A 21,673-nucleotide genomic window follows, 5' to 3' on the forward strand; every position below is an offset into this window, starting at 1 on the left:
GGGTGACGCCCGGCACGCGCGCTCGCGACGTTCCCGAAATGGCCGAGTAGCTCCGCTACGCGACCATCCCGGCGCCTCGCGAGCGCACGCGCCGGACGCCGCCCGGCCGCCCTTCGGGCGACGCCGGGAAGGTGACGACGAGCCCTGGACCCCCCGGCCGCCGGGACCCGCCACCGCCGCCCCACCCTCTGGAACGCCATGCCCACGCCCGACGACCCCGCCGCCCCGCGCCGCCGCGCCCTGGGCCGGGGGCCGGGCGTGGCGGCGTTCCCGGAGCCGGAGCCGGAGCCGGAGCCGGAGCCGGAGCCCGCGACCGGGCCGGAGGCCGTACCGGAGCCGGGGCCCGTTCCCGTACCGGAGGCCGTAGCGGAGCCCGCGACCGTACCGGAGTCCGCTGAAGGGGCCGGAGAGGCTCCGGAGCCGGGGGCCGAAGCGGCCGGACCGGGCGCCGGGGGCGACGGCAAGCGGTTCACCGTCCGCCTCGTGAACTTCGAGGGTCCCTTCGACCTCCTCCTCCAACTGATCTCCAAGCACAAACTGGACGTGACCGAGGTCGCCCTGTCGAAGGTCACCGACGAGTTCATGGCGTACATCCGCGCCATGGGCCCCGACGGGGACCTCGACCAGACCACCGAGTTCCTCGTCGTCGCCGCCACCCTCCTCGACCTCAAGGCCGCCCGGCTGCTGCCCGCCGCCGAGGTCGAGGACGAGGCGGACCTCGCACTCCTGGAGGCGCGGGACCTGCTTTTCGCCCGGCTGCTCCAGTACCGGGCGTACAAGCGGATCGCCGACATCTTCCAGGGCCGCCTGGAGTCGGAGGCCCGCCGCTACCCCCGTACGGTCGGCCTGGAGGACCAGCACGCCGCTCTGCTGCCCGAGGTGGTCATCAGCATCGGGCCCGAGGGCTTCGCCCGGCTCGCGGTGAAGGCGATGCAGCCGAAGGCCGAGCCCCAGGTGTACGTGGACCACATCCACGCCCCGCTGGTCAGCGTCCGGGAGCAGGCGGGCCTGGTGGTGGAGCGGCTGCGCGCGGCCGGGGCGGCGGTGAGCTTCACGGTGCTGACCGGGGACGCCCCGGACACCCTGACCGTGGTCGCCCGGTTCCTGGCCCTGCTGGAGCTGTACCGCGAGAAGGCCGTCACCCTCGACCAGGACGAGGCGCTGGGGGACCTGCTGGTGACCTGGTGCGGCGGGGAGGGCGCGGAGCCGGTGGTGACGGACGAGTTCGACCAGGAGCCGGGTGGCGGCACGGAAGAGGAGGGCGTACGGGAATGAGCGAGCAGCCGGACCGGGAGCGGGACGAGGGCGCGGTCGCCTCGCTCGACCTCAAGCCCGCCCTGGAGGCGGTCCTCATGGTCGTCGACGAGCCCGCCACCGTCGACCACCTCGCCAAGGTGCTCCAGCGGCCCCGCAGGGCCGTGGCGGACGCGCTGCGGGAGCTGGCCGACGAGTACACCGTGCAGCGCCGGGGCTTCGACCTGCGGCTCGTCGCGGGCGGCTGGCGGTTCTACACCCGGCCCGAGTACGCGGCGGCGGTGGAGGGCTTCGTCCTGGACGGCCAGCACGCCCGGCTCACCCAGGCGGCGCTGGAGACCCTGGCGGTGGTCGCGTACCGGCAGCCGGTGAGCCGCTCGCGGGTCTCGGCGGTGCGCGGAGTGAACTGCGACGGCGTCATGCGGACCCTCCTCCAGCGGGGCCTGGTGGCCGAGGCGGGCGCGGAACCCGAAACAGGTGCGATCCTGTACAGGACGACGAACTACTTTCTGGAGCGAATGGGCCTGCGCGGCCTGGACGAGCTCCCGGAGCTCGCGCCCTTCCTCCCGGAGGCGGACGCGATCGAGGCTGAGACGCTAGAGGGTGTGCCGTCGTTCGATCCGGACGCACCGGACACCCCGGATACTCACGCAGACGACAAGACGGAATTTTGATGCGAAGCAGTGGCAGGAACAGCGGAAGCGGCAGCGGCGGCCAAGGCGGCCGGAGCGGCGGCCAGGGCGGTCGCCCCGGCGGTCAGGGCGGCGGGCGCGGCCAGGGCGGGCGCGGCGGCGGCGGGTCCTTCCGCCAGGGCCAGGGCGGCGGCCAGGGCGGTCGCTCCGGCGGCCCGGGCGGCGGCGGACGCGGCGGCAGTGGTCAGGGCGGGCGGTCCGGCGGCCCCGGCGGCCGTCCTACCGGTCAGGGCGGCCGTCAGGGCTTCCAGGGCGGGCGCGACGAGCAGGAGCAGCGTCCCCGCCGCCCCCGCCCGGAGGAGCGCCGCTACGACGTCGGCAACGACGCGCCCGGCGCCCGGGGCGGCCAGGACGGCCCCCGCAAGGGCCGGGGCGCGGCGGCCCGCGGCGGCGCCAAGGGCGGCCCGAAGTCCGCACAGGGCGGCAGCGGCGGCGGCTTCCGGCGCGGCGGCTCCCCCTCGCGCCCCCGCGAGCTGGACGCCAAGATCGAGCAGCGCAACCGCGACCGGTACGCGAACAAGCCCGACATCAAGCTGCCCAAGACCCACCCGGGCGCCGAGCAGGAGGGCGAGCGGCTGCAGAAGGTCCTCGCCCGGGCCGGCATGGGCTCGCGCCGCGCGTGCGAGGAGCTGATCGAGCAGGCCCGCGTCGAGGTCAACGGCGAGATCGTCGTCGAGCAGGGCATGCGCGTCGACGTGCACAAGGACGAGATCAAGGTCGACGGCCTCACGGTCGCCGCCCAGTCGTACCTCTTCTTCGCGCTGAACAAGCCCGCCGGGGTCGTCTCCTCGATGGAGGACCCCGACGGCCGCCAGTGCCTCGGCGACTACGTGACCAACCGCGAGACGCGGCTGTTCCACGTCGGCCGGCTCGACACCGAGACGGAGGGCATCATCATGCTCACCAACCACGGTGAGCTGGCCCACCGCCTCACGCACCCCAAGTACGGCGTGAAGAAGACCTACCTGGCCGCGATCCAGGGCCCCCTGCCGCGCGACCTCGGCAAGCGGCTCAAGGACGGCATCCAGCTGGAGGACGGCTACGCCCGCGCCGACCACTTCCGCGTCGTCGAGAACACCGGCAAGAACTACCTGGTCGAGGTGACCCTCCACGAGGGCCGCAAGCACATCGTGCGCCGGATGCTGGCCGAGGCCGGCTTCCCGGTCGAGCGCCTGGTGCGGACGTCCTTCGGGCCGATCCCGCTGGGCGACCAGAAGTCCGGCTGGCTGCGCCGCCTCACCAACACCGAGGTCGGCATGCTGATGCGCGAGGTCGGCCTCTAGGTCGTGTCCGCGAAGTCCCGTCCGGCCCGCGGCCGGTTCCGTTCGGAAAGTTCGAACGGAACCGGCCGCGGGCCTTTTGCCGCCCCCCTCCAGCCTTTATAGTCAGAGTGACTATTAAGAAGGAGGCGGGCGTGAGTCTCGCGGACATACTCGATCCCCTGCAACAGCCCCTGGTGACGATCCTGGACACCCCGGTCAGCTGGACCGAGGTGCTGGGCTTCGGCAGCGGGGCGCTCTGCGTCTGGCTCGTGGCCCGCCAGCACCTCGCCAACTGGCCGATCGGCATCGCCAACAACCTCTTCTTCATCCTGCTGTTCACCCAGGCCGGTCTGTACGCCGACGCCGGCCTCCAGATCGTCTTCATCACCCTCGCCGCGTACGGCTGGTGGACCTGGACCCACGGGGGTGGACCAGGGACCTCGGTCCTGCCGGTGCGCAGGACGACCCGCACCGAATGGACCTGGCTGCTCGCGGCGGGGGTGGTGGGGACCCTCGGGATCACCCTGCTGCTGTCCCGGGCCACCGACTCCACCGTCCCGTTCTGGGACGCGCTGACGACCTCCTTGTCGCTGATGGCGACGTACGGGCAGTGCCGCAAGCGGCTGGAGTCCTGGTGGCTGTGGATCGCCGCCGACGTGGTCTACATCCCGCTCTACGCCCACAAGGGGCTGTATCTGACGTCCCTGCTGTACGCCGGGTTCCTCGCGCTCTGCCTCGTCGGCCTGCGCAACTGGCACCGCGACCTGACCGCCCGTACCCCGCGTCCCATGGAGGTGGCCGCGGCATGAAGCGCCACGGACACGGACTGGTCCTCGGCAAGTTCTACCCGCCGCACGCCGGCCACCACCACCTCGTCGAAACCGCGCGTGAGCGCTGCGAGCGGCTGACCGTGCTGGTCTGCGCCGCCTCCGTGGAGTCCGTCCCGCTCGCCGACCGGGTCGCCTGGATGCGCGAGATCCACCCGGACGTCACGGTGGTCGGCGCGGTCGACGACACGCACATGGACGTGCACGACCCGGCGGTCTGGGACGCGCACATGGCCGTCTTCACCGCGGCCGTGCCCGAGCGGGTGGACGCGGTCTTCACCTCGGAGGCGTACGGGGAGGAACTGGGCCGCCGCTTCGGCGCGGAGTCCGTCCTCGTCGACCCCGACCGCACCCTCTTCCCGGTCTCCGGCACCGCCGTACGCCGGTCCCCGGCCGACTGCTGGGACTTCCTCCGGCCGCCCGTGCGGGCCGCCCTCGCCCGACGGGTCGTGGTCCTCGGCGCGGAGTCCACCGGCACCACCACCCTCGCGCGGGCGCTCGCCGCCCACTACCGGGCGCGCGGCGGGGTGTGGGCGCGCACCGGCTACGTGGCCGAGTACGGCCGCGAGTACAGCGAACACAAGCTGGCCGCCCTGCGAAGGCGGTGGCCCGGAGCCGCCTGGGAGGACGTCGGCTTCACCACCGACGACTTCCCGCACATCGCGACGGCCCAGAACGACCGCGAGGAGGAGGCCGCCCGCACCGGATCCCCGGTGCTCGTCTGCGACACCGACTCCTTCGCCACCACCGTCTGGCACGAGCGGTACGTCGGCGGGCGCAACCCGCTCGTCGAGGAGATCGCCGACCGCACCGCCCACCACCTGTGGCTGCTCACCGACCACGAGGGCGTCCCCTTCGAGGACGACGGACTGCGCGACGGCGAGGAGCTGCGCCCCTGGATGACCGACCGCTTCCGCGCCGAACTCACGCGCACGGGAAGGCGGTTCATCGAGATCACCGGCCCGCCCGAGGCGCGGCTCACCGCCGCCGTCACCGCCGTCGACGAACTCCTCGCCACCGGCTGGGACTTCGCCGCACCCCTCCCGGAGAAACGATGAGCACCCCCGCCCCCGAGGGCTACGACCCCCACGCCTACGCCCCGTTCGCGGTCACCGTCGACCTCGCGGTCTTCACCGTCCGCGAGGCCCGGCTGCACGTGCTGCTCGTCGAACGCGGCCAGGAGCCCTTCCGGGGGCGGTGGGCCCTGCCCGGCGGCTTCCTGCTGCCCCGCGAGTCCGCCGAGGACGCCGCCCGCCGCGAACTCGCCGAGGAGACCGGACTCGGCCAGGACACCGTCGGCGCCCTCCACCTCGAACAGCTGCGCACCTACACCGCCCCGGACCGCGACCCGAGGATGCGGGTCGTCTCCGTCGCGTACGCCGCACTCCTGCCGGACCTGCCCGAGCCGCGCGGCGGCGGCGACGCGGCGAGCGCCCGGTGGTGGGACACGGGCGCCGCCGGGCCGCTGGCCTTCGACCACGACCGGATCCTGGCCGACGCCCACGACCGGATCGGCGCCAAGCTCGAATACAGCTGTCTGGCCACCGCGTTCTGCCCCGCGGAGTTCACCCTCGGGGAGCTCCAGCAGGTCTACGAGACCGTCTGGGGCGTCGAACTCGACCGCCCCAACTTCCGGCGCAAGGTCCTGAACGCACCCGGCTTCGTCCAGGCCGTCGAGGGCCCGCCGCGCCGCACCGGCGGCCGGGGCAAGCCGGCCGCCCTCTACCGGGCGGGCGACGCCACCGCCCTGCACCCGCCGCTCCTGCGCCCGCCGGGGCCCGACGCCCCCCACTCCGCACCGGAAGGACGAGAGAGATGACCATCGCCACCCCGCCCCTCACCAAACAGGCCGCCACCGGAGTGCTGACCGGGCTCGCGCTCGGCGACGCCCTGGGCTTCCCCACCGAGTTCAACGACGTGCCCGCCATCCTCGCCAAGTTCGGCCCCTGGCGGCAGATTCCCCTCCTGACGCCCGCCGTCGTCTCCGACGACACCCAGATGACGATCGCCCTGGGCCGGGGCATCCGCACCGCCATGGACAGTGGACTGCTCACCCCCGAACGGATGGTGGACCCGGTCCGCGCCGAGTTCGTCGCCTGGTACCACGCGCCGGACAACAACCGCGCCCCCGGCAACACCTGCCTCACCGCCTGCCGCCTCCTCGAACACACCCGGGTCTGGCAGGAGGCCAGCCAGACGCACTCCAAGGGGTGCGGCGCCAACATGCGGGTCGCCCCCGTCGGCCTGGTCCCCGGACTCAGCGAGGAACAGCGCGCCGGCGCCGCCCAGCTCCAGGCCGCCCTCACCCACGGCCACCCCACCGCGCTCGCCGCCTCCGACCTGCTGGCCCGCGCGGTGTTCCTGCTCGCCCAGGGCGCCGAACCCCTCGGCCTGATCGGACAGCTCCGCAGCTACGCCTACGAGAACCGGGGCCGCTACCACACCCGCTGGCTCGGCGACCTCTGGCGCCACGCGGGCGACGCCACCCCCCAGACGTACATCCAGCGCGGCTGGGACGAGTGCCTGACCGCGCTGGGACGCGTCCAGGACGCTCTGCGCGACCCGTCGCCGGAGACCGACCCGTGCGAGCGGACCGGCGACGGCTGGATCGCCGAGGAGGCCCTCGCCACCGCCCTGCACTGCTTCCTGATCTTCCCCGAGGAGCCCGTCACCGCCCTGCGCCGGGCCGCCTGCACCCGGGGCGACTCCGACTCGATCGCCTGCCTGACCGGGGCGCTCGCCGGGGCCCACCTGGGCGCGGCGGCCTGGCCCAAGGAGTGGTCCGAGCGCATCGAGTACCGCAGCGACCTGCTGTCCCTCGCCGCGCTCTGGGACGCTTGAGCCGAGCCGGCCGGACCACGCGCGTCATCGCCGCGCCGGGCGGGAGTGCCCCGAGTGAGCGGGGGAGGACCGGGTACGAGAGGCCAGACCTGATCCCGTACGAAGGCCTGGTGGTATCCGTGTCCTCCTCACTCGTCGAGACCGTCGACATCAAGGCGCCCGTGGCCGTCACCTGGTCCCTGTGGAGCGATGTCGCCCAGTGGCCCAGGTTCCTGAGCCACGTCCAGCGGGTCGACCCGATCGACGAGCGGCGCTTCGCCTGGCAGCTCTCGCTGCCCGGCGCGGAGAAGCGGTTCGTCGCGGAGCTGACCGAGGTGGTCCCCGAGGACCGCATCGCCTGGAAGACGACGGAGGGGGTCCACCACGCCGGAGTGGTCACCTTCCACCGGCTCGACGACACGTCGAGCCGGGTCGCCCTCCAGATCGAGTACGACCCCCAGGGGTTCATCGAGCACCTCGGGGCGCTGACCAACCTCGACTCCACGCTCGCCAACTACGACCTGGGCGAGTTCCAGAAGCTGGCCGAGCTCACGGCCGCGTCCGGCGGTCCCCGGACGGTGTGAGCGCGGCAGGCCCCCGAGCCCGCTCCGCCGAGGCCCGCCGGGTCCGGACGAGGAAGTCCTCCAGGGCCGCCCGGTCGGGCTCCGGCGGCAGCGGGGAGCGGAGCGCCGCCCGGTCGTTCTCCTCACCGAGGCGGTCCATCCGGCGCTCCACCTCCGGCCAGGACACCTCGCCCCGCTTCACCGCCAGCAGCTCCTCGCGCGCGTCGCCGACGTCGATGCGCAGCTCACCCGTACGCAGCAGGTCACGGCTGCTCGCCAGCAGCCGCAGCAGATGCATCGCGTGCTTCCAGCGCGGCGCGCCGTGGACGCGTACGTCGGCCTCCAGCTTCCGCCGCTGGCCCATCGCGTACCGGACGAACGTGCCGTGCGCCAGCCGCGACAGGAACGCCCCGCGCAGGGCCAGCAGCTCGCGGCCGGTGTCGTCCACGGACTCCACCAGCGGGGAGTGCAGGCACTCCAGCACGTTCGGGTTGGCCCGCAGCGCCAGCTCGCAGAAGCGCTCCAGCTCCCAGGAGAACTGCTCCGGCGCGGGGCCCTCCACATGCGTCGGCGGCTTCTCGAAGCGCCAGAACAGCGGGGTGGGCGCGAGGAACACCCCGCGCCGGTCCGTATCGCTCTCCTCCGTGGCCAGTCCGAACGCGCGCGAGCCCATCACGCAGGCGTAGACCGTGTGGTCGCGTACGAGTGCCTCGTCGGCAGCGGTGCTCATGGCCGCGAGCGTACGGGGGAGGGGTCCGCGGCGCCCCGGGATTTCGGGCCCCGCTCAGCCCAGCCGGATCGTCCCGCCCGAGACGCTGATCCGCTCGGCGGGCAGCGGCCGCGTCGCCGGGCCGGCCTCGACCGACGCGTCCGTGATGCTGAACCTGCTGCCGTGGCACGGGCAGTTGATGGTGCCGTCGCTCACCGTCGAGACGAGACAGCTCGCGTGGGTGCAGACGGCGGAGAACGCCTTGAACTCGCCCTCCTCCGGCTGGGTCACCACGACCTTCCGCTCCTTGAGGACGGTGCCGCCACCGACCGGGATGTCGCCGGTCCGGGCCAGCTCCGCGCCGCCCGTGGCGTCCCCCGTGGCGGTCGGCGTCGCGCTCGTGTCCCCGCCGCCGTCCCCGCCGGAGGACCCGCAGCCGGTGGCCAGGGCGGCGGCGCCCGCCGCACCCGCGGCCAGCACCGTCCTTCGCCGTGCGTTCATGGACTCTCCTTCGGTGGCGGTGGATGGGGGCCATGGTGGCGGTGGCGGGCCCCGGGGCGAAGCAACCGGGCGGGCCGTGCGCCCGCGCGGGTGGCGGACGGGACCCCGACGGCCGCGCCCCGCCCGTCTCACGGACGGAACGCCGTGATCACGTCCGCCGCCGCCGATCTACGCTGGGGAGGGCAGCGGACCGCGCCGGACGGCGCGGGACCGGGGCACGGACAGAGCGGCGAGGAACGAGGAGCACGACGTGGCGGTACGAGCGGTCCGGGGCGCCGTCCAGCTGGACCGGGACGAGGCCGGGCACATGGCCCGGCGGGTCGGTGAGCTGCTGACGGCCGTCCTGGACCGGAACGAACTCGTCGCCGACGACCTGATCAGCATCTGGTTCACCGCCACCCCCGACCTGCACAGCGACTTCCCCGCCGCCGCCGCGCGCGGCCTCGGGATCGTCGACGTACCCCTGATCTGCGCCCAGGAGCTGGACGTCGAGGGGGCCATGCCCCGGGTCGTCCGTATCCTCGTGCATGTCGAGACCTACCTCTCGCGCGCCGAGATCAGCCACGTCTACCTCGGCGCCACCGCCGCTCTGCGCAAGGACATCGCCCAGTGAGAACCGCCCTCGTCATCGGAACCGGGCTCGTCGGCACCTCCGCCGCCCTCGCGCTGGCCGGCCGCGGCGTCCAGGTGCACCTCGTCGACCACGATCCCGCCTCCGCCCGCACCGCGGCCGCGCTCGGCGCCGGGACGGACGAGGCGCCCGAAGGCCGCGTCGACCTGGCGGTCGTCGCCGTACCGCCCGCGCACACCGCCGCCGTCCTCGCCACCGCCATGCGCGACGGGGTGGCCCGCGGCTACCTGGACGTCGCCAGCGTCAAGGGCGGCCCGCACCGCGAGCTGGAGGCGCTCGGCCTCGACCTCACCCCGTACATCGGTACGCACCCGATGGCCGGCAAGGAACGATCGGGGCCGCTCGCCGCCACCGCCGACCTCTTCGAGGGGCGCCCCTGGGTCCTCACCCCGACCCGGGACACCGACACCGAGGTGCTCAACCTGGCGCTGGAGCTGGTCGCCCTGTGCCGGGCCGTCCCCGTCGTCATGGACGCGGACGCCCACGACCGGGCCGTGGCCCTCGTCTCGCACACCCCGCAGCTGATCTCCTCCATGGTCGCCGCCCGGCTGGAGGAGGCCGACGAGACCGCCGTACGGCTGTGCGGGCAGGGCATCCGCGACGTCACCCGGATCGCCGCCTCCGACCCCCGGATGTGGGTGGAGATCCTCTCCGCCAACCCCGGCCCGGTCGCCGACGTCCTCGCCGGGGTCGCCGCCGACCTGGCGGAGACCGTGACCGCGCTGCGCGGCCTGCACTCCGCCGACGAGGAGAAGCGGCGCGCGGGCGCCGGCGCCATCGAGGACGTTCTGCGGCGCGGCAACGCGGGCCGCGTCCGGGTCCCCGGCAAGCACGGCGCGGCCCCCGCCGCCTACGAGACCGTGGCCGTCCTCATCGGCGACAAGCCGGGCGAGCTGGCCGCGATCTTCGCCGACGCCGGCCGGGCCGGGGTCAACATCGAGGACGTCCGCATCGAGCACGCCACCGGCCAGCAGGCGGGCCTCGTCCAGATCATGGTCGAGCCCAGCGCCGCGCCGGTACTCGGCGCCGCCCTCCAGGAGCGCGGCTGGTCGATCCGCGGCTGAGCCGGGTCCCGCACGGCGCGGCGGCGCCACCCCCGCCCGGGTGGCCCGCCTCCCCCGTACGGGGTACAAGGGCCCGCCCGGTACTCGGTAACCTGGTACGAGGCCGTCCTCAGGCCCGACCGTCCCGCACCGTGTACCAGGAAGGTGTCCACCACCGTGGAAACCGCACGCTCCTCCGTGATCGTCGCCATCGACGGGCCCTCGGGCACCGGCAAGTCGAGCACGTCCAAGGCCGTTGCCGCCAAGCTCGGCCTGAGCTACCTGGACACCGGCGCGCAGTACCGCGCCATTACCTGGTGGATGCTGACCAACGGCGTCGACGTCGGCAACCCGGAGGAGATCGCCACCGCCGCCGCCAAGCCCGTGATCGTCTCCGGCACCGACCCCGCCGCCCCGACGATCACCGTCGACGGCGAGGACGCCTCGGGACCGATCCGCACCCAGGAGGTCACCTCCAAGGTCAGCGCCGTCAGCGCGGTCCCCGAGGTGCGCACCCTCATCACCGCGCTCCAGCGCTCCATCGCCGCCGCCGCCACCGGCGGCATCGTCGTCGAGGGCCGGGACATCGGCACCACCGTGCTGCCCGACGCCGACCTCAAGATCTTCCTCACCGCCTCCCCGGAGGCCCGCGCCGCCCGCCGCAGCGGCGAGGTCAAGGGCTCCGACCTGAGCGCCACCCGCGAGGCCCTGATCAAGCGGGACGCCGCCGACTCCGGCCGCAAGACCTCGCCGCTGGCCAAGGCGGACGACGCCGTCGAGGTGGACACCACCGAGCTGACCCTCCAGCAGGTCATCGAGTGCGTCGTCACCCTCGTCGAGGGGAAGCGGGTCGCCGCGTGAGCGATGCCACAGGCGCGCCCACGCTGCGCGGAGCGGCCGTCGGGCGGTCCATCGGCATCGGCCTGATGTACGGGCTGTGGAAGCCCAGGGTCCTGGGCGCGTGGCGCGTGCCCGCCGCCGGACCCGTCATACTCGCGGTGAACCACTCCCACAACATCGACGGACCGATGCTGATGGGCACCGCACCCCGGCCGGTGCACTTCCTGATCAAGAAGGAGGCCTTCGTCGGCCCCCTCGACCCGTTCCTGCACGGAATCGGGCAGATCGAGGTGGACCGCAGCGTCGTCGACCGCACCGCCATCACCCACGCGCTCGGCGTGCTGGCGGACGGCGGCGTCCTCGGGATCTTCCCCGAGGGCACCCGAGGCGAAGGAGACTTCGCCTCGCTGCGGGCCGGACTCGCGTACTTCGCGGTGCGCGGCGGGGCCCCGATCGTCCCCGTGGCCGTTCTGGGAAGCACCGAGCGCCGCGGACGGTTGATACGGGGGCTGCCCCCGCTGCGCAGCCGGGTCGACGTCGTCTTCGGCGACGCGTTCGACGCGAGCGGCGGCGACGGGCGGCGCACGCGCGGGGCGCTGGACGAGGCGACCCTGCGGATCCAGGCGAAGCTGACCGCCCACCTGGAAAGCGCCAAGCGCCTCACCGGGCGATAGGCCAGACTTGAGTGACCTGAGTAGTGGGCCGCGCTGATCGCGGCCCATCGATGATGATGCAAAGAGGAACGGACTTCATGAACGACCAGATTCACTCCGACGGCTCGGGCCACGAGCACGGAGAACTTGGCGATGCCGAGTACGCGGAGTTCATGGAGCTCGCCGCGCAGGAAGGCTTCGATCCCGAGGAGGTCGAGGGCGCCCTCGACGAGGCCGGTCACGGCCCGCTCCCCGTGCTCGCCGTCGTCGGCCGCCCCAATGTCGGCAAGTCGACCCTGGTGAACCGGATCATCGGCCGCCGCGAGGCCGTCGTGCAGGACAAGCCCGGCGTCACCCGTGACCGCGTCAGCTACGAGGCCGAGTGGGCCGGACGCCGCTTCAAGGTCGTCGACACCGGCGGCTGGGAGCAGGACGTGCTGGGCCTCGACGCCTCCGTCGCCGCCCAGGCCGAGTACGCGATCGAGACGGCCGACGCGGTCGTCTTCGTCGTCGACTCGACCGTCGGCGCCACCGACACCGACGAGGCCGTCGTCAAGCTGCTGCGCCGGGCCGGCAAGCCCGTCGTCCTCTGCGCCAACAAGGTCGACGGCCAGAGCGGCGAGGCCGACGCCACCGCCCTGTGGTCCCTCGGCCTCGGCGAGCCCTACCCGGTCTCCTCGCTGCACGGCCGCGGCACCGGCGACATGCTCGACGCGGTCCTCGAAGCCCTGCCGGACGCCCCGGCACAGAAGTTCGGCACCGCGCTCGGCGGGCCCCGCCGGATCGCCCTGATCGGCCGTCCGAACGTCGGCAAGTCCTCCCTGCTGAACAAGGTCGCTGGCGAGGACCGGGTCGTCGTCAACGAACTGGCGGGCACCACCCGCGACCCGGTCGACGAGCTGATCAACCTCGGCGGCATCACCTGGAAGTTCATCGACACCGCCGGCATCCGCCGCCGCGTCCACCTCCAGGAGGGCGCGGACTACTACGCCTCGCTCCGTACGGCAGCCGCCGTCGAGAAGGCCGAGGTCGCCGTCGTCCTCATCGACTCCAGCGAGTCCATCAGCGTCCAGGACCAGCGGATCATCACCATGGCGGTGGAGGCCGGCCGCGCGCTCGTCGTCGCCTTCAACAAGTGGGACACCCTCGACGAGGAGCGCCGCTACTACCTGGAGCGCGAGATCGAGACGGAGCTCGCACAGATCTCCTGGGCCCCGCGCGTCAACGTCTCGGCCGTCACCGGCCGGCACATGGAGAAGCTGGTCCCGGCGATCGAGACCGCGATCGAGGGCTGGGAGACCCGCGTACCCACCGGCCGGCTCAACGCCTTCCTCGGCGAGATCGTCGCCTCCCACCCGCACCCGATCCGCGGCGGCAAGCAGCCGCGCATCCTCTTCGGGACCCAGGCCGGCACCAAGCCCCCGCGCTTCGTCCTCTTCGCCTCCGGCTTCCTGGAGCACGGCTACCGCCGCTTCGTCGAGCGCCGGCTGCGCGAGGAGTTCGGCTTCGAGGGCACCCCGATCCACATCTCCGTCCGGGTCCGCGAGAAGCGCGGCCGCAACAAGTAGCACCGGCGCACGACGAAGCCCCGGGCCGCTCTCGCGAGAGCGGCCCGGGGCTTCGTCGTGCGGCCTTCGCCGGACCTCAGGAGTCCCGGGACCCCGGCGGCAGCGCCGCGGGCCGGGGCCGCCCCGCATGCCGCCCCACCCGCTGCCAGGAGCCGAGGCTCCCGGTGTGCTGGCTCTGCCCGCCGCTTGCGCCCTGGCCGTTGTGCGCACCGTTGCCGCCGTGTCCGGAGGAGGGGGCGGGGTGGCCGCCCAGCGCGGTCCTGGAGGCGAAGAGACCGGCGCCGAAGGCCGGGAACCCGAGATTCTCCTCGCCGCTCCGGTCACCCGGCAACGCCCGGAACGAGCGCCGGTACTCGGAGTACAGCGCGTCGTAGATCGGGGTGGGGGACACGCCCCCCGACGGATCCTGCGAAGGACGCATGGCAGGGATCTGACTCTGATGCTGGCGGGAGGAGTCGTATGAGTGCACGTAGGTGCCAACGACCTCACCGCCCGTCGGATGCGGTTCCGCCGGAGAAAACGCTGTTCGGCGGGGGCGTCCCGGCCGGCCGGACACGATCAGGTCCCGGCCAGCGGCATCGAGGCGGCGACCAGGACCCCGTTGACCGCGGCCTTCTCCAGGGCGTCCCGCAGCAGGTCCTCGCGCGGCTGCTGACCGATCGTGCCGGCCGGGGCGGCGAAGACGAGGACGGTCTGGGACTTGTTGACCGCGGCCCGCCAGCCCTCGGTCACCTGGAGCGGCTGGTGCGCCTGCCACCAGGCGACCGGGTTGCCGCCGCCGGCGCTCGGCTGCAGCACGGCGTGCAGCTGGCCCACCGCCAGGAGCACGGACCAGCCCGCGAGGACCTCGGGCAGCCGGTTCAGGTCGGGGGCGGGGCGGAAGCCCTGCTCCAGCAGCAGCTGGAGGAACTCGTCGCCCCCGCTGCCGTCGGTGCCGGGCCGGGCGACCGGGCCGGTCGGTTCGACGACCAGGGCCGGGCGGAGATCGTCCTCGATGAGGACGAGTCCGCTGGTGATGCCGAGGACGGCCTGTTCGGGCATGCGCCCCTCCGTATCCTTCTGCTCGCTTCCGGTGATGCTGCGCACCGCGCCCTGGAGCTGGTCCTCGGCGACCTTCACGACCTGCGAGGGGATGCAGGTCGCGTGGGCGAACGCGAGGACCGCGGTCTCGTCGCCGATGAACAGCACCGTGCTGGTGCGCTCCTGGTCGGAGTCGCCGGGGGTGCGGCAGGAGGTGCAGTCGTAACTGCCCGGGGCGTTGTCGCCGACGAGCAGCCGGTCGGCTTCGTCGTCGCCGATCTCGGCGCGTACGTCCTGGCTGACGTCGAGCATGCGCGGCACGGGGACTCCTCGAACTCGGTGCGTGGGCCGGGTGGTTCCCGGGCTCCATGAAGAGACAACGCGGGATCCGTGGCCGGGGTCACGCACCCGGGCGTACGGAAGTGAGGGACAGGTCGACACATCGGTACGTCGAGCAGTCGACGTACGGCTCGCGCGCGCTTCGCCGGGGAATTTTTGCCGGGGCACGGGCAACCTCTCGGCATTCCTCTACGTCAAGCACGAAGGAAAGTCTTGGTGAACGGATGGCGGGTAGCCGTCCGGGGCACCGCACCGGTGGCCCGCGCACGCGGTCCCGTTGCTTCCCGGGCGTGCGGCTATCCGGATTGAATGCCTCCGGAACCCGCAGGTCAGCGGCGGTTCTGCGGGGGAAGGGGCCTACCGTGAGAGATCTCGCGGATACTCCGGGATTTCCCGGTGGATTTCGGACAGGAAATCGCCGGGAAGTGCAGACTTGACAAGGCCGTGCCTACAGGGGAAACAGCGAAGCCATGCATATTTCTTTTCTTCTGCACAACGCTTATGGAATCGGAGGAACCATTCGGACGACGTTCACGCTCGCCCGTACGCTCGCCGAGCGGCACGACGTCGAGATCGTGTCCGTCTTCCGGCACCGGGACGCCCCGGTCCTCGGCGCACCCGAGGGCGTGACGCTGCGCCACCTCGTGGACCTGCGGAAGAAGAGCGCCGCGTACGACGGCGATGACGCCGAACACGCCAGGCCCGCACGGGTGTTCCCGCGCGGGGACAGCAGGCACAAGCAGTACAGCAGGCTCACCGACGCCCGCATCGCCGCCCACCTCCGGGCGACCGAGGCGGACGTCGTCGTCGGCACCCGCCCCGGGCTCAACGTGCACCTCAGCCGGGGGACCCGCCGCGGACCGGTGCGCGTCGGGCAGGAGCACCTCACGCTCGACAGCCACAACTACCGGCTCCGCCGCGAGATCGCGCACCGGTACACCCTGCTCGACGCGCTCACCACCGTCACCCGTGCCGACGCGGACGACTACCGCAGCCGGCTGCACCTGCCCGGCCTGCGCATCGAGGCCATCCCCAACGCCGTTCCCGAGCCCGCCTGTCCGCCCGCGAGCGGGGAGCTGAAGTGGGTCGTCGCGGCGGGCCGGCTGCACCCGGTCAAGCGCTACGACCTCTTGGTGCGGGCCTTCGCCCAGGTGTCCGCGGCCCGCCCGGACTGGCGGCTGCGCATCTACGGCGGCGGGGACGCGACCGGTGACGAAGAGGCGTCGCTGCGCGCCCTCGTCGACGAACTCGGCCTGCACAACCACGTGTTCCTGATGGGATCGGCCAACCCGATGGAGGCCGAGTGGCCCAAGGGGTCGATCGCCGCCGTCACTTCGGACCGTGAGTCCTTCGGGATGACGATCGTCGAGGCGATGCGCGGCGGACTGCCGGTCGTCGCCACCGACTGCCCGCACGGACCGGCCGAGATCATCGAGGACGGCGTCGACGGGCGGCTGGTCCCGGTCGGCGACCCGGACGCGATCGCCGCAGCCCTGCTCCGGCTGATCGAGGACGACGGACTGCGCCACCGGACGGGCCGGGCCGCGCTGAAGGCCTCGGCCCGCTTCGACCCGGCGCGGATCGCCGAGCGGCACGAGCGCCTGTTCACCGAACTCGTCGCGCGCGGCTCCCGGGGGCACGGGGCCGGCGCCCTGCGCACCGCGCTGCACCGCACCCGGGGCAGCGTCCTCGACGGGGCCTACGCCCTGCGCTACAAAGCCGCCGACGTGCTCCGCAGGGGAAGGGCCGCATGACTCCCGCCATGGCCACCGTACGGGCCGACTGCTCCGCCGATCGGGCGGGAACGCTGACCTTCGACCTGACCGCCCCGGCCCCCGCCCCCGACTCCGTGCTGCTCCTGCGGCGCCGGGGCGCGGCGGGCGGGAGGCCCGGCGGCGCGGTGCGCATACCGCTCAGCAGGCCGGCGCCCGGGCGGCTGCGCGCGGTGCTCCCGGCCGCCGCCGAACTGGCCGAGGGGCGCTGGGACACGTATGTCGAGGAGCCCGGGGACGAGCCCGCCGAGGCCGTCGTCGCACCGGGGCTGCGCGACCTGCGGGCCCTCGTCGACCGCTGCCCGGACACCGGAGCCGCGAGCGTCAGCGCCCGGGTCCCGTACCCGACCCCCGACGGCCGGCTCGCCGTGCGCTCCTGGGTCCGCGCCCCGCACGCCGAGGCGGGCCACGTCCTCGCGGGCCCGGCCGGCGTGACCGTCCACGGCGTGCTGTACGGCGTCGAGGCGGGGGAGGGGGCCGCGGTGGAGGCCCGGCTGCCGGGCGGGCCGGACCGGGTGCACAGCGTCCCGCTCACCGCCCCGGGCCCGGACGGACCGGCCGGGTCCTTCGCGTTCACCCTGCCCTACGCCCCGCCGGCCGCCGGACCGGTGGACGGGGTGCGGCTCTGGCAGCTGTGGCTGGTCCCGGCGGCGGGCGCGGCCGGGGTCAGGATCTCCCGGATACTCGACGACGTCTGGTCCCGGAGCAAGTCCTTCGTCTACCCGACCCGGGCACCGGCCCCCGGAGTGCTCGCCACCCCCTGCTACACCTCCGCCAACGACCTCTGTCTCCGGCTGGAGCCCGGTCCGGCGAACCGCTGAGGGGGTCCGGGCCGAGCCGACCCGGCCCCAGCGGATCGGGGCCGAGCCGACCCGGCCCGAGCGGATCGGGGCCGAGCCGACCCGGCCCGAGCGGTTCGGGCCCGAGCGGTTCGGGGCTGGCGGCCGAGGGGATTGCGGACCGGTCCTGTCCGCAGCCCCTGGCAGACTCATCCGCATGTTGGAGACCTCGGCACGACTGCTGCGCCTGCTCTCACTGCTCCAGGCCCACCGCGACTGGTCCGGCGCGGATCTGGCCGACCGGCTCGGCGTCACCCCGCGCACCGTGCGCCGGGACGTCGACAAGCTGCGCGACCTGGGCTATCCGGTGAACGCCAGCAGGGGCACGGGCGGCGGCTATCAGCTCGGGGCCGGCGCCGAACTGCCGCCGCTGCTGCTGGACGACGAGGAGGCCGTCGCGGTCGCCGTCGGCCTGCGCACGGCCGCCGGGCACGGCATCGAGGGCATCGGGGAGACCTCCGTACGCGCGCTGGCCAAGCTGGAACAGGTGCTGCCGAACCGGCTGCGCCGTCGGGTGAGCGCGCTCGGCGCGTTCACCGTCCCGATGCTGCGCGGGGCGGACGACTCGGCCGTGGACCCCGCTGTGCTCACCGAGCTGGCGGCCGCCTGCCGGGACGCGGAGCGGCTCCGGTTCGCCTACCGGACGCACGACGGGGAGGTCTCGCGCCGGACCGTGGAGCCGCACCGGCTCGTCTGCACCGAGCACCGCTGGTATCTGGTGGCCTGGGATCCGGACCGGGCGGACTGGCGCACCTTCCGGGTGGACCGGATCACCCCGACCCCGCCGCACGGCCCCCGTTTCGTCCCCCGCCCCGCGCCGGCGGACGATCTGGCGGCGTACGTCTCCCAGGGCGTCGCGGTCTCCGCGTACGCGGAGACGGCCGTGGTCCTGCTGAAGGCCCCGGCGGCGGAGGCCGCCCGGCGGGTCTCGCCGTCCGCCGGGGTCCTGGAGCCCGTGGACGCGGACACCTGCCGGCTGACCGCGGGCGCGCCGGACCTCGCCGTGCTGGCGATCCACGTGCTGATGATGGGGATCGATTTCGAGGTGATCGAGCCGCCGGGACTGATCGAGGTCATGCGGGAGGCGAGGGACCGGCTCACGCGCGCGCTCGACGGATCGTGAGACTCCGGGTGTGGTGCCGGCCCGCAGTCCGGAGGCCGGCGGGCCGGCCGGGGGAGTGCGCGGTCACGGAAATGCCGGTTTACGGGGCCGCGAATTCGCGATGTCCCCGGCATTCGGCCAAAGCTCTCCGCCGATGGGAAAAGAAGCAGGTCATCCCATGATTCCGGAAGACTTCCGGCGCGCCCTCACGGCGGTGAACGCGGTTTCCCGGTTATGGGCGCCGGATGCTTCCGATCGGGCCGTTCGAGTGAATAGGGCCGCGTATACACGTGTGGGGATCCTGTGACACAAGCGTGACCGGCACGGCATGTGGGGATGCAGCGGGGCACGGTCCCGGACGCCCTCCGGCCCGGCCTTCCGTCACGGTCCGGGGCCGCCTACGGTGAAGGCATGGCATCTCTACCGACCCCTCCCGCCCAGCCGGACGACGCCACCGAGTCGTACGTCGGCCTCGCCGCCGAGACCGCCGAGCGCCAGGCCAGGAGTCGCGGCTGGGACACGGTCCGGGCCGTTCCCCCGGGCACCTTCCTCACGATGGAGTTCCGTCAGGGCCGCATCAACTTCCAGGTCGAGGACGACACGGTGACGCGCTGCTGGCTGGGCTGACCCGCCGGCCCGCACCGGGCCCCGACAGCGCCGAAGGCCCCGACCGCGGTCGGGGCCTTCGGTGTGCGGGTGAGACCGTGCGCGCCCCGTTCCGCGTCCGTCGGCGAGCGGGCGCGGCGGGGCGCCGGGGTCAGCCGCCGGTCATCGGGCGCGCCGGGCTGCCGGTGCCGCGCGTTCCCCGCTCCGTGTGCGGCGTCGGACGGCGGACGCCCGCGGGGGCGACCGGCAGGGCGCCCGGGCGCACGGGGTGCCCGCCGTGGGCCCGGGCCCGGGCGCCGGGGGCAGGATGCCCGGCGGGGAGGACCGGTTCGACCCCGGCGGTCACGGTCTCGGCCGCGAGGCCGTCGGTGGCCATCGACTGCGGCAGCAGCACCGGCTGCGGCCCTGACCCCGGCCCGGCTCCCGATCCGGCCGCGGGTGCCGGGCGGGCGCCGTCGCGACGCTCGCGCCACTGCTCGCGCATCGCGAAGATCCAGGTCTCGGTCCGGGCGATCAGCGGCTCGAACCAGGGCAGCGCCAGGAGGATGAGCAGCCCGGCCGCCCAGCCCAGCACGACATCGCTGAGCCAGTGCGTACCGATGTACACGGTGGTGAGGCCGACGCCCAGCGAGACCGTGGCGGACACTGCCGACAGATAGCGCCTGGCACGTGGCGTGGTGGCCAGATAGGCGAGGATGCCCCAGGTCACGACGGCGTTCGCGGTGTGGCCGGAGGGAAATATATCCCCGCCGGCGAACATCTCGGCCGAGCCGATCTGTGTCGCGTAGTGCGGGCCGAGCCGGCCGAGCCCCAGTTTGACCGCGCCCACCGACAGATTGAGCAGCAGCAGGGAGGTGCCGAGGACCAGCAGCGGGCGGAGCGTGTGCTGACGCCAGGAGCGCCAGCCGAGCCAGCAGGCGACCATCACCGCGGTGGGGCCGCGCTGGCCGAGCACGACGTAGTAGTCCAGGAAGGCGTGCAGTTCGGGCCACTGCTGGTAGGGCCGGAACAGCATGACCTTCCAGTCCAGGGCCACCAGCCAGGACGTGATCAGCACCGCCCAGACGATGGCGAGATAGAACGCCAACGTCCCGCCGAAGAGGGCGATGCGGTGACGGCTCATCCGCGGTGCCACTATCTTCGGCGGTTCCGGCTCCCGGTCCAGCCGGGCAAAGATGTCGGTACGCACCCAATCGACGTTACAGCGAGTGAGTGCGCGAGCAGGCCAATCCGGGCTCTTTGTGATGACGATGTGATGTGGACTTCGTCTCCGAACGGGGCCTTTTCCGGGCGCGGCGAAGAATCTCCGTGATCTTGTGACCAATTGCTCATCGGTTCCGTTCGTAAGCGTGTTTGATCTCTCGGAAATAGAGGCGCACCGGAATCCCCGGCAATTGATCCCGCCATTCGGGGGAGGCGCGCGGCCGTCGCGTCACGCCCCCCGAAGCCGCCGGGACCCCGTTCGCGGCGGGCGTCACGGACGGCCGGACGGGAGCCGGACGGGAGCCCCCCCGGCCGGTCCCGGCATGGCGTACGCCACACTGTGCGGCGGAGCAGGGTATGACGTGGACCACATGTGACCTCGCCGGACTCGCGTACGCTGACGGCTCACTCGCCCGTCGATGCCGGGCCCGAGGGACGCGCACCCCACCGTCACCGTCGGCCCGCCGAGCGCGAGGGACTCATCGGGAGGTACGTAGATGTCCGGGACGACCACGGCCGGGGTCCGGCTGCGCAAGGCCGCCGACGGCGCCAACCGCTGGGTCGTCCTCGTGGTCCTCTGCCTCAGTCTCCTGGTGGTCGCACTCGACGCGACCGTGCTCCACGTCGCCGTTCCGGCCGTCACCGAGGATCTGCGCCCCAGCGGCACGGCCCTCCTGTGGATCGTCGACGCCTACCCCCTCGTCTGCGCCTCTCTGCTCATCCTCTTCGGCACACTGGGTGACCGGATCGGCAGACGCCGGGTGCTCCTGCTCGGGTACGCGCTGTTCGGCGTCGCCTCCGCGCTCGCCGCGACCGCCGACACCCCGGCCGTCCTCATCGCGGCCCGGGCCCTGCTCGGTGTCGGCGGCGCGATGATCATGCCCGCCACGCTGTCGATCCTGCGCCAGGTCTTCCCCGACCGCCGGGAGCGGGCGCTCGCCATCGGCGTGTGGACCGCGGTCGCCGCGGTCGGAGCCGCCACCGGGCCGGTCGTCGGCGGCTTCCTGGTCGAGCACTTCTGGTGGGGCTCGGTCTTCCTGATCAACATCCCGCTGATGGCCGTGATCCTGCCGCTGGGCCGCCGGCTGCTCCCCGAGTCGCGCGGCGGCGACGACGGCCCGTGGGACGTGCTGGGCGCGCTGACCGCCGCGGCGGGGGTGCTCGGCGTCGTCCTCGGCGTGAAGCGCCTGGGCGGCGGCGCGGGGCTCCTGGATCCGTTCGCGCTGGGCCCGTCGGCCCTCGGGCTCGTCCTGCTGGTCCTCTTCGTCCGCCGGCAGCGGCGCCGCCGGCATCCCCTGATCGACGTCTCGATGTTCGCCCGCCCGGCCTTCTCCACCGCTGTCGGCTGCATCGTCCTCGCCATGCTGGCGCTGGTCGGCCTCCAGCTGATCGCCGTCCAGTACCTCCAGCTCGTGCTGGGGCTCAGCCC

23 protein-coding genes are annotated in these 21,673 nt (G+C 73.5%); 18 read left to right on the forward strand and 5 right to left on the reverse strand.

The window, feature by feature from the left end:
* Positions 1 to 198: 198 nt before the first annotated feature.
* The 8 genes from DTB53_RS10365 (at position 199) to DTB53_RS10400 (ending at position 7,439) form a co-directional block, all read left to right on the forward strand.
* The gene (locus DTB53_RS10365) at positions 199 to 1,275 is read left to right on the forward strand and encodes a segregation and condensation protein A (RefSeq protein WP_042497457.1); all 1,077 of its coding nucleotides are present in this window, start codon (positions 199 to 201) and stop codon (positions 1,273 to 1,275) included.
* Positions 1,272 to 1,928 carry an SMC-Scp complex subunit ScpB gene (scpB, locus tag DTB53_RS10370; protein ID WP_003970033.1) on the forward strand — a complete coding sequence of 219 codons (657 nt, stop codon included), beginning with the start codon at positions 1,272 to 1,274 and terminating at the stop codon, positions 1,926 to 1,928. Before DTB53_RS10365 ends, scpB begins: the two co-directional genes overlap by 4 nt.
* Positions 1,928 to 3,229, forward strand: coding sequence for a pseudouridine synthase (locus tag DTB53_RS10375; protein ID WP_042497461.1), 1,302 nt, complete (start codon positions 1,928 to 1,930; stop codon positions 3,227 to 3,229). The genes scpB and DTB53_RS10375 overlap by 1 nt, the downstream gene beginning before the upstream one ends.
* Before the next feature lie 131 nt (positions 3,230 to 3,360).
* Complete coding sequence (pnuC, locus tag DTB53_RS10380; RefSeq protein ID WP_042497465.1) at positions 3,361 to 4,017, forward strand: nicotinamide riboside transporter PnuC; 657 nt, start codon at positions 3,361 to 3,363, stop codon at positions 4,015 to 4,017.
* A complete protein-coding gene (locus DTB53_RS10385; protein ID WP_012381495.1) occupies positions 4,014 to 5,093 on the forward strand; it encodes an AAA family ATPase in 1,080 nt (359 codons plus the stop codon). Before pnuC ends, DTB53_RS10385 begins: the two co-directional genes overlap by 4 nt.
* Positions 5,090 to 5,854, forward strand: a complete 765-nt coding sequence (locus DTB53_RS10390) for an NUDIX hydrolase (protein ID WP_003970037.1) — start codon at positions 5,090 to 5,092, stop codon at positions 5,852 to 5,854. Before DTB53_RS10385 ends, DTB53_RS10390 begins: the two co-directional genes overlap by 4 nt.
* Complete coding sequence (locus tag DTB53_RS10395) at positions 5,851 to 6,876, forward strand: ADP-ribosylglycohydrolase family protein (protein ID WP_012381496.1); 1,026 nt, start codon at positions 5,851 to 5,853, stop codon at positions 6,874 to 6,876. The genes DTB53_RS10390 and DTB53_RS10395 overlap by 4 nt, the downstream gene beginning before the upstream one ends.
* 119 nt (positions 6,877 to 6,995) lie before the next feature.
* Positions 6,996 to 7,439, forward strand: a complete 444-nt coding sequence (locus DTB53_RS10400) for an SRPBCC family protein (protein ID WP_003970039.1) — start codon at positions 6,996 to 6,998, stop codon at positions 7,437 to 7,439.
* On the opposite strand, the gene DTB53_RS10405 is transcribed toward DTB53_RS10400, so the two are convergent.
* Together DTB53_RS10405 and DTB53_RS10410 are read right to left on the reverse strand one after the other, a co-directional pair.
* A complete protein-coding gene (locus DTB53_RS10405) occupies positions 7,405 to 8,148 on the reverse strand; it encodes a nucleotidyltransferase domain-containing protein (RefSeq protein ID WP_012381498.1) in 744 nt (247 codons plus the stop codon). The genes DTB53_RS10400 and DTB53_RS10405 overlap by 35 nt on opposite strands.
* A 54-nt stretch (positions 8,149 to 8,202) precedes the next feature.
* Complete coding sequence (locus DTB53_RS10410) at positions 8,203 to 8,628, reverse strand: Rieske (2Fe-2S) protein (RefSeq protein WP_012381499.1); 426 nt, start codon at positions 8,626 to 8,628, stop codon at positions 8,203 to 8,205.
* Between the two features lie 250 nt (positions 8,629 to 8,878).
* Here DTB53_RS10410 and aroH point away from each other — a divergent pair, with 250 nt between their 5' ends.
* The 5 genes from aroH (at position 8,879) to der (ending at position 13,363) form a co-directional block, all read left to right on the forward strand.
* A complete protein-coding gene (aroH, locus tag DTB53_RS10415; protein WP_003970042.1) occupies positions 8,879 to 9,241 on the forward strand; it encodes a chorismate mutase in 363 nt (120 codons plus the stop codon).
* The gene (locus tag DTB53_RS10420; RefSeq protein ID WP_012381500.1) at positions 9,238 to 10,323 is read left to right on the forward strand and encodes a prephenate dehydrogenase; all 1,086 of its coding nucleotides are present in this window, start codon (positions 9,238 to 9,240) and stop codon (positions 10,321 to 10,323) included. Before aroH ends, DTB53_RS10420 begins: the two co-directional genes overlap by 4 nt.
* A 144-nt stretch (positions 10,324 to 10,467) precedes the next feature.
* Positions 10,468 to 11,163, forward strand: a complete 696-nt coding sequence (gene cmk, locus DTB53_RS10425) for a (d)CMP kinase (protein ID WP_012381501.1) — start codon at positions 10,468 to 10,470, stop codon at positions 11,161 to 11,163.
* Complete coding sequence (locus tag DTB53_RS10430; protein WP_003970045.1) at positions 11,160 to 11,816, forward strand: lysophospholipid acyltransferase family protein; 657 nt, start codon at positions 11,160 to 11,162, stop codon at positions 11,814 to 11,816. The genes cmk and DTB53_RS10430 overlap by 4 nt, the downstream gene beginning before the upstream one ends.
* A 77-nt stretch (positions 11,817 to 11,893) precedes the next feature.
* On the forward strand, positions 11,894 to 13,363 hold the full coding sequence (gene der / locus DTB53_RS10435; protein ID WP_012381502.1) for a ribosome biogenesis GTPase Der: 1,470 nt from the start codon (positions 11,894 to 11,896) through the stop codon (positions 13,361 to 13,363).
* Between the two features lie 76 nt (positions 13,364 to 13,439).
* On the opposite strand, the gene DTB53_RS10440 is transcribed toward der, so the two are convergent.
* Both DTB53_RS10440 and DTB53_RS10445 read right to left on the reverse strand, forming a co-directional pair.
* Positions 13,440 to 13,784, reverse strand: coding sequence for a hypothetical protein (locus tag DTB53_RS10440; protein WP_003970047.1), 345 nt, complete (start codon positions 13,782 to 13,784; stop codon positions 13,440 to 13,442).
* Positions 13,785 to 13,921: 137 nt separating this feature from the next.
* Positions 13,922 to 14,704, reverse strand: a complete 783-nt coding sequence (locus DTB53_RS10445) for a DUF8842 C-terminal domain-containing protein (protein WP_003970048.1) — start codon at positions 14,702 to 14,704, stop codon at positions 13,922 to 13,924.
* A 488-nt stretch (positions 14,705 to 15,192) separates the two neighbouring features.
* Here DTB53_RS10445 and DTB53_RS10450 point away from each other — a divergent pair, with 488 nt between their 5' ends.
* The 4 genes from DTB53_RS10450 to DTB53_RS10465 all read left to right on the forward strand — a co-directional run bounded on the left by DTB53_RS10450 (position 15,193) and on the right by DTB53_RS10465 (position 19,062).
* Positions 15,193 to 16,476: a glycosyltransferase family 4 protein gene (locus DTB53_RS10450; protein WP_012381504.1), complete on the forward strand. Its 1,284-nt coding sequence runs from the start codon at positions 15,193 to 15,195 to the stop codon at positions 16,474 to 16,476.
* Entirely contained in the window at positions 16,473 to 17,315 is an 843-nt protein-coding gene (locus tag DTB53_RS10455; protein ID WP_012381505.1) for a hypothetical protein, read from the forward strand. The genes DTB53_RS10450 and DTB53_RS10455 overlap by 4 nt, the downstream gene beginning before the upstream one ends.
* A gap of 175 nt (positions 17,316 to 17,490) precedes the next feature.
* Positions 17,491 to 18,456, forward strand: coding sequence for a helix-turn-helix transcriptional regulator (locus DTB53_RS10460; RefSeq protein ID WP_012381506.1), 966 nt, complete (start codon positions 17,491 to 17,493; stop codon positions 18,454 to 18,456).
* A 390-nt stretch (positions 18,457 to 18,846) separates the two neighbouring features.
* A complete protein-coding gene (locus tag DTB53_RS10465) occupies positions 18,847 to 19,062 on the forward strand; it encodes an I78 family peptidase inhibitor (protein WP_012381507.1) in 216 nt (71 codons plus the stop codon).
* Between the two features lie 130 nt (positions 19,063 to 19,192).
* Here the strand turns inward: DTB53_RS10465 and DTB53_RS10470 are convergent, their stop codons facing one another.
* Positions 19,193 to 20,230, reverse strand: coding sequence for a phosphatase PAP2 family protein (locus DTB53_RS10470; protein ID WP_012381508.1), 1,038 nt, complete (start codon positions 20,228 to 20,230; stop codon positions 19,193 to 19,195).
* 511 nt (positions 20,231 to 20,741) lie between these two features.
* On the opposite strand from DTB53_RS10470, the gene DTB53_RS10475 reads away from it, so the two are divergent.
* The coding region (locus DTB53_RS10475; RefSeq protein WP_146777725.1) for an MFS transporter at positions 20,742 to 21,673 on the forward strand (932 nt) is incomplete at its 3' end.

Source organism: Streptomyces griseus (assembly GCF_900460065.1).
Classification (GTDB): domain Bacteria; phylum Actinomycetota; class Actinomycetes; order Streptomycetales; family Streptomycetaceae; genus Streptomyces; species Streptomyces griseus.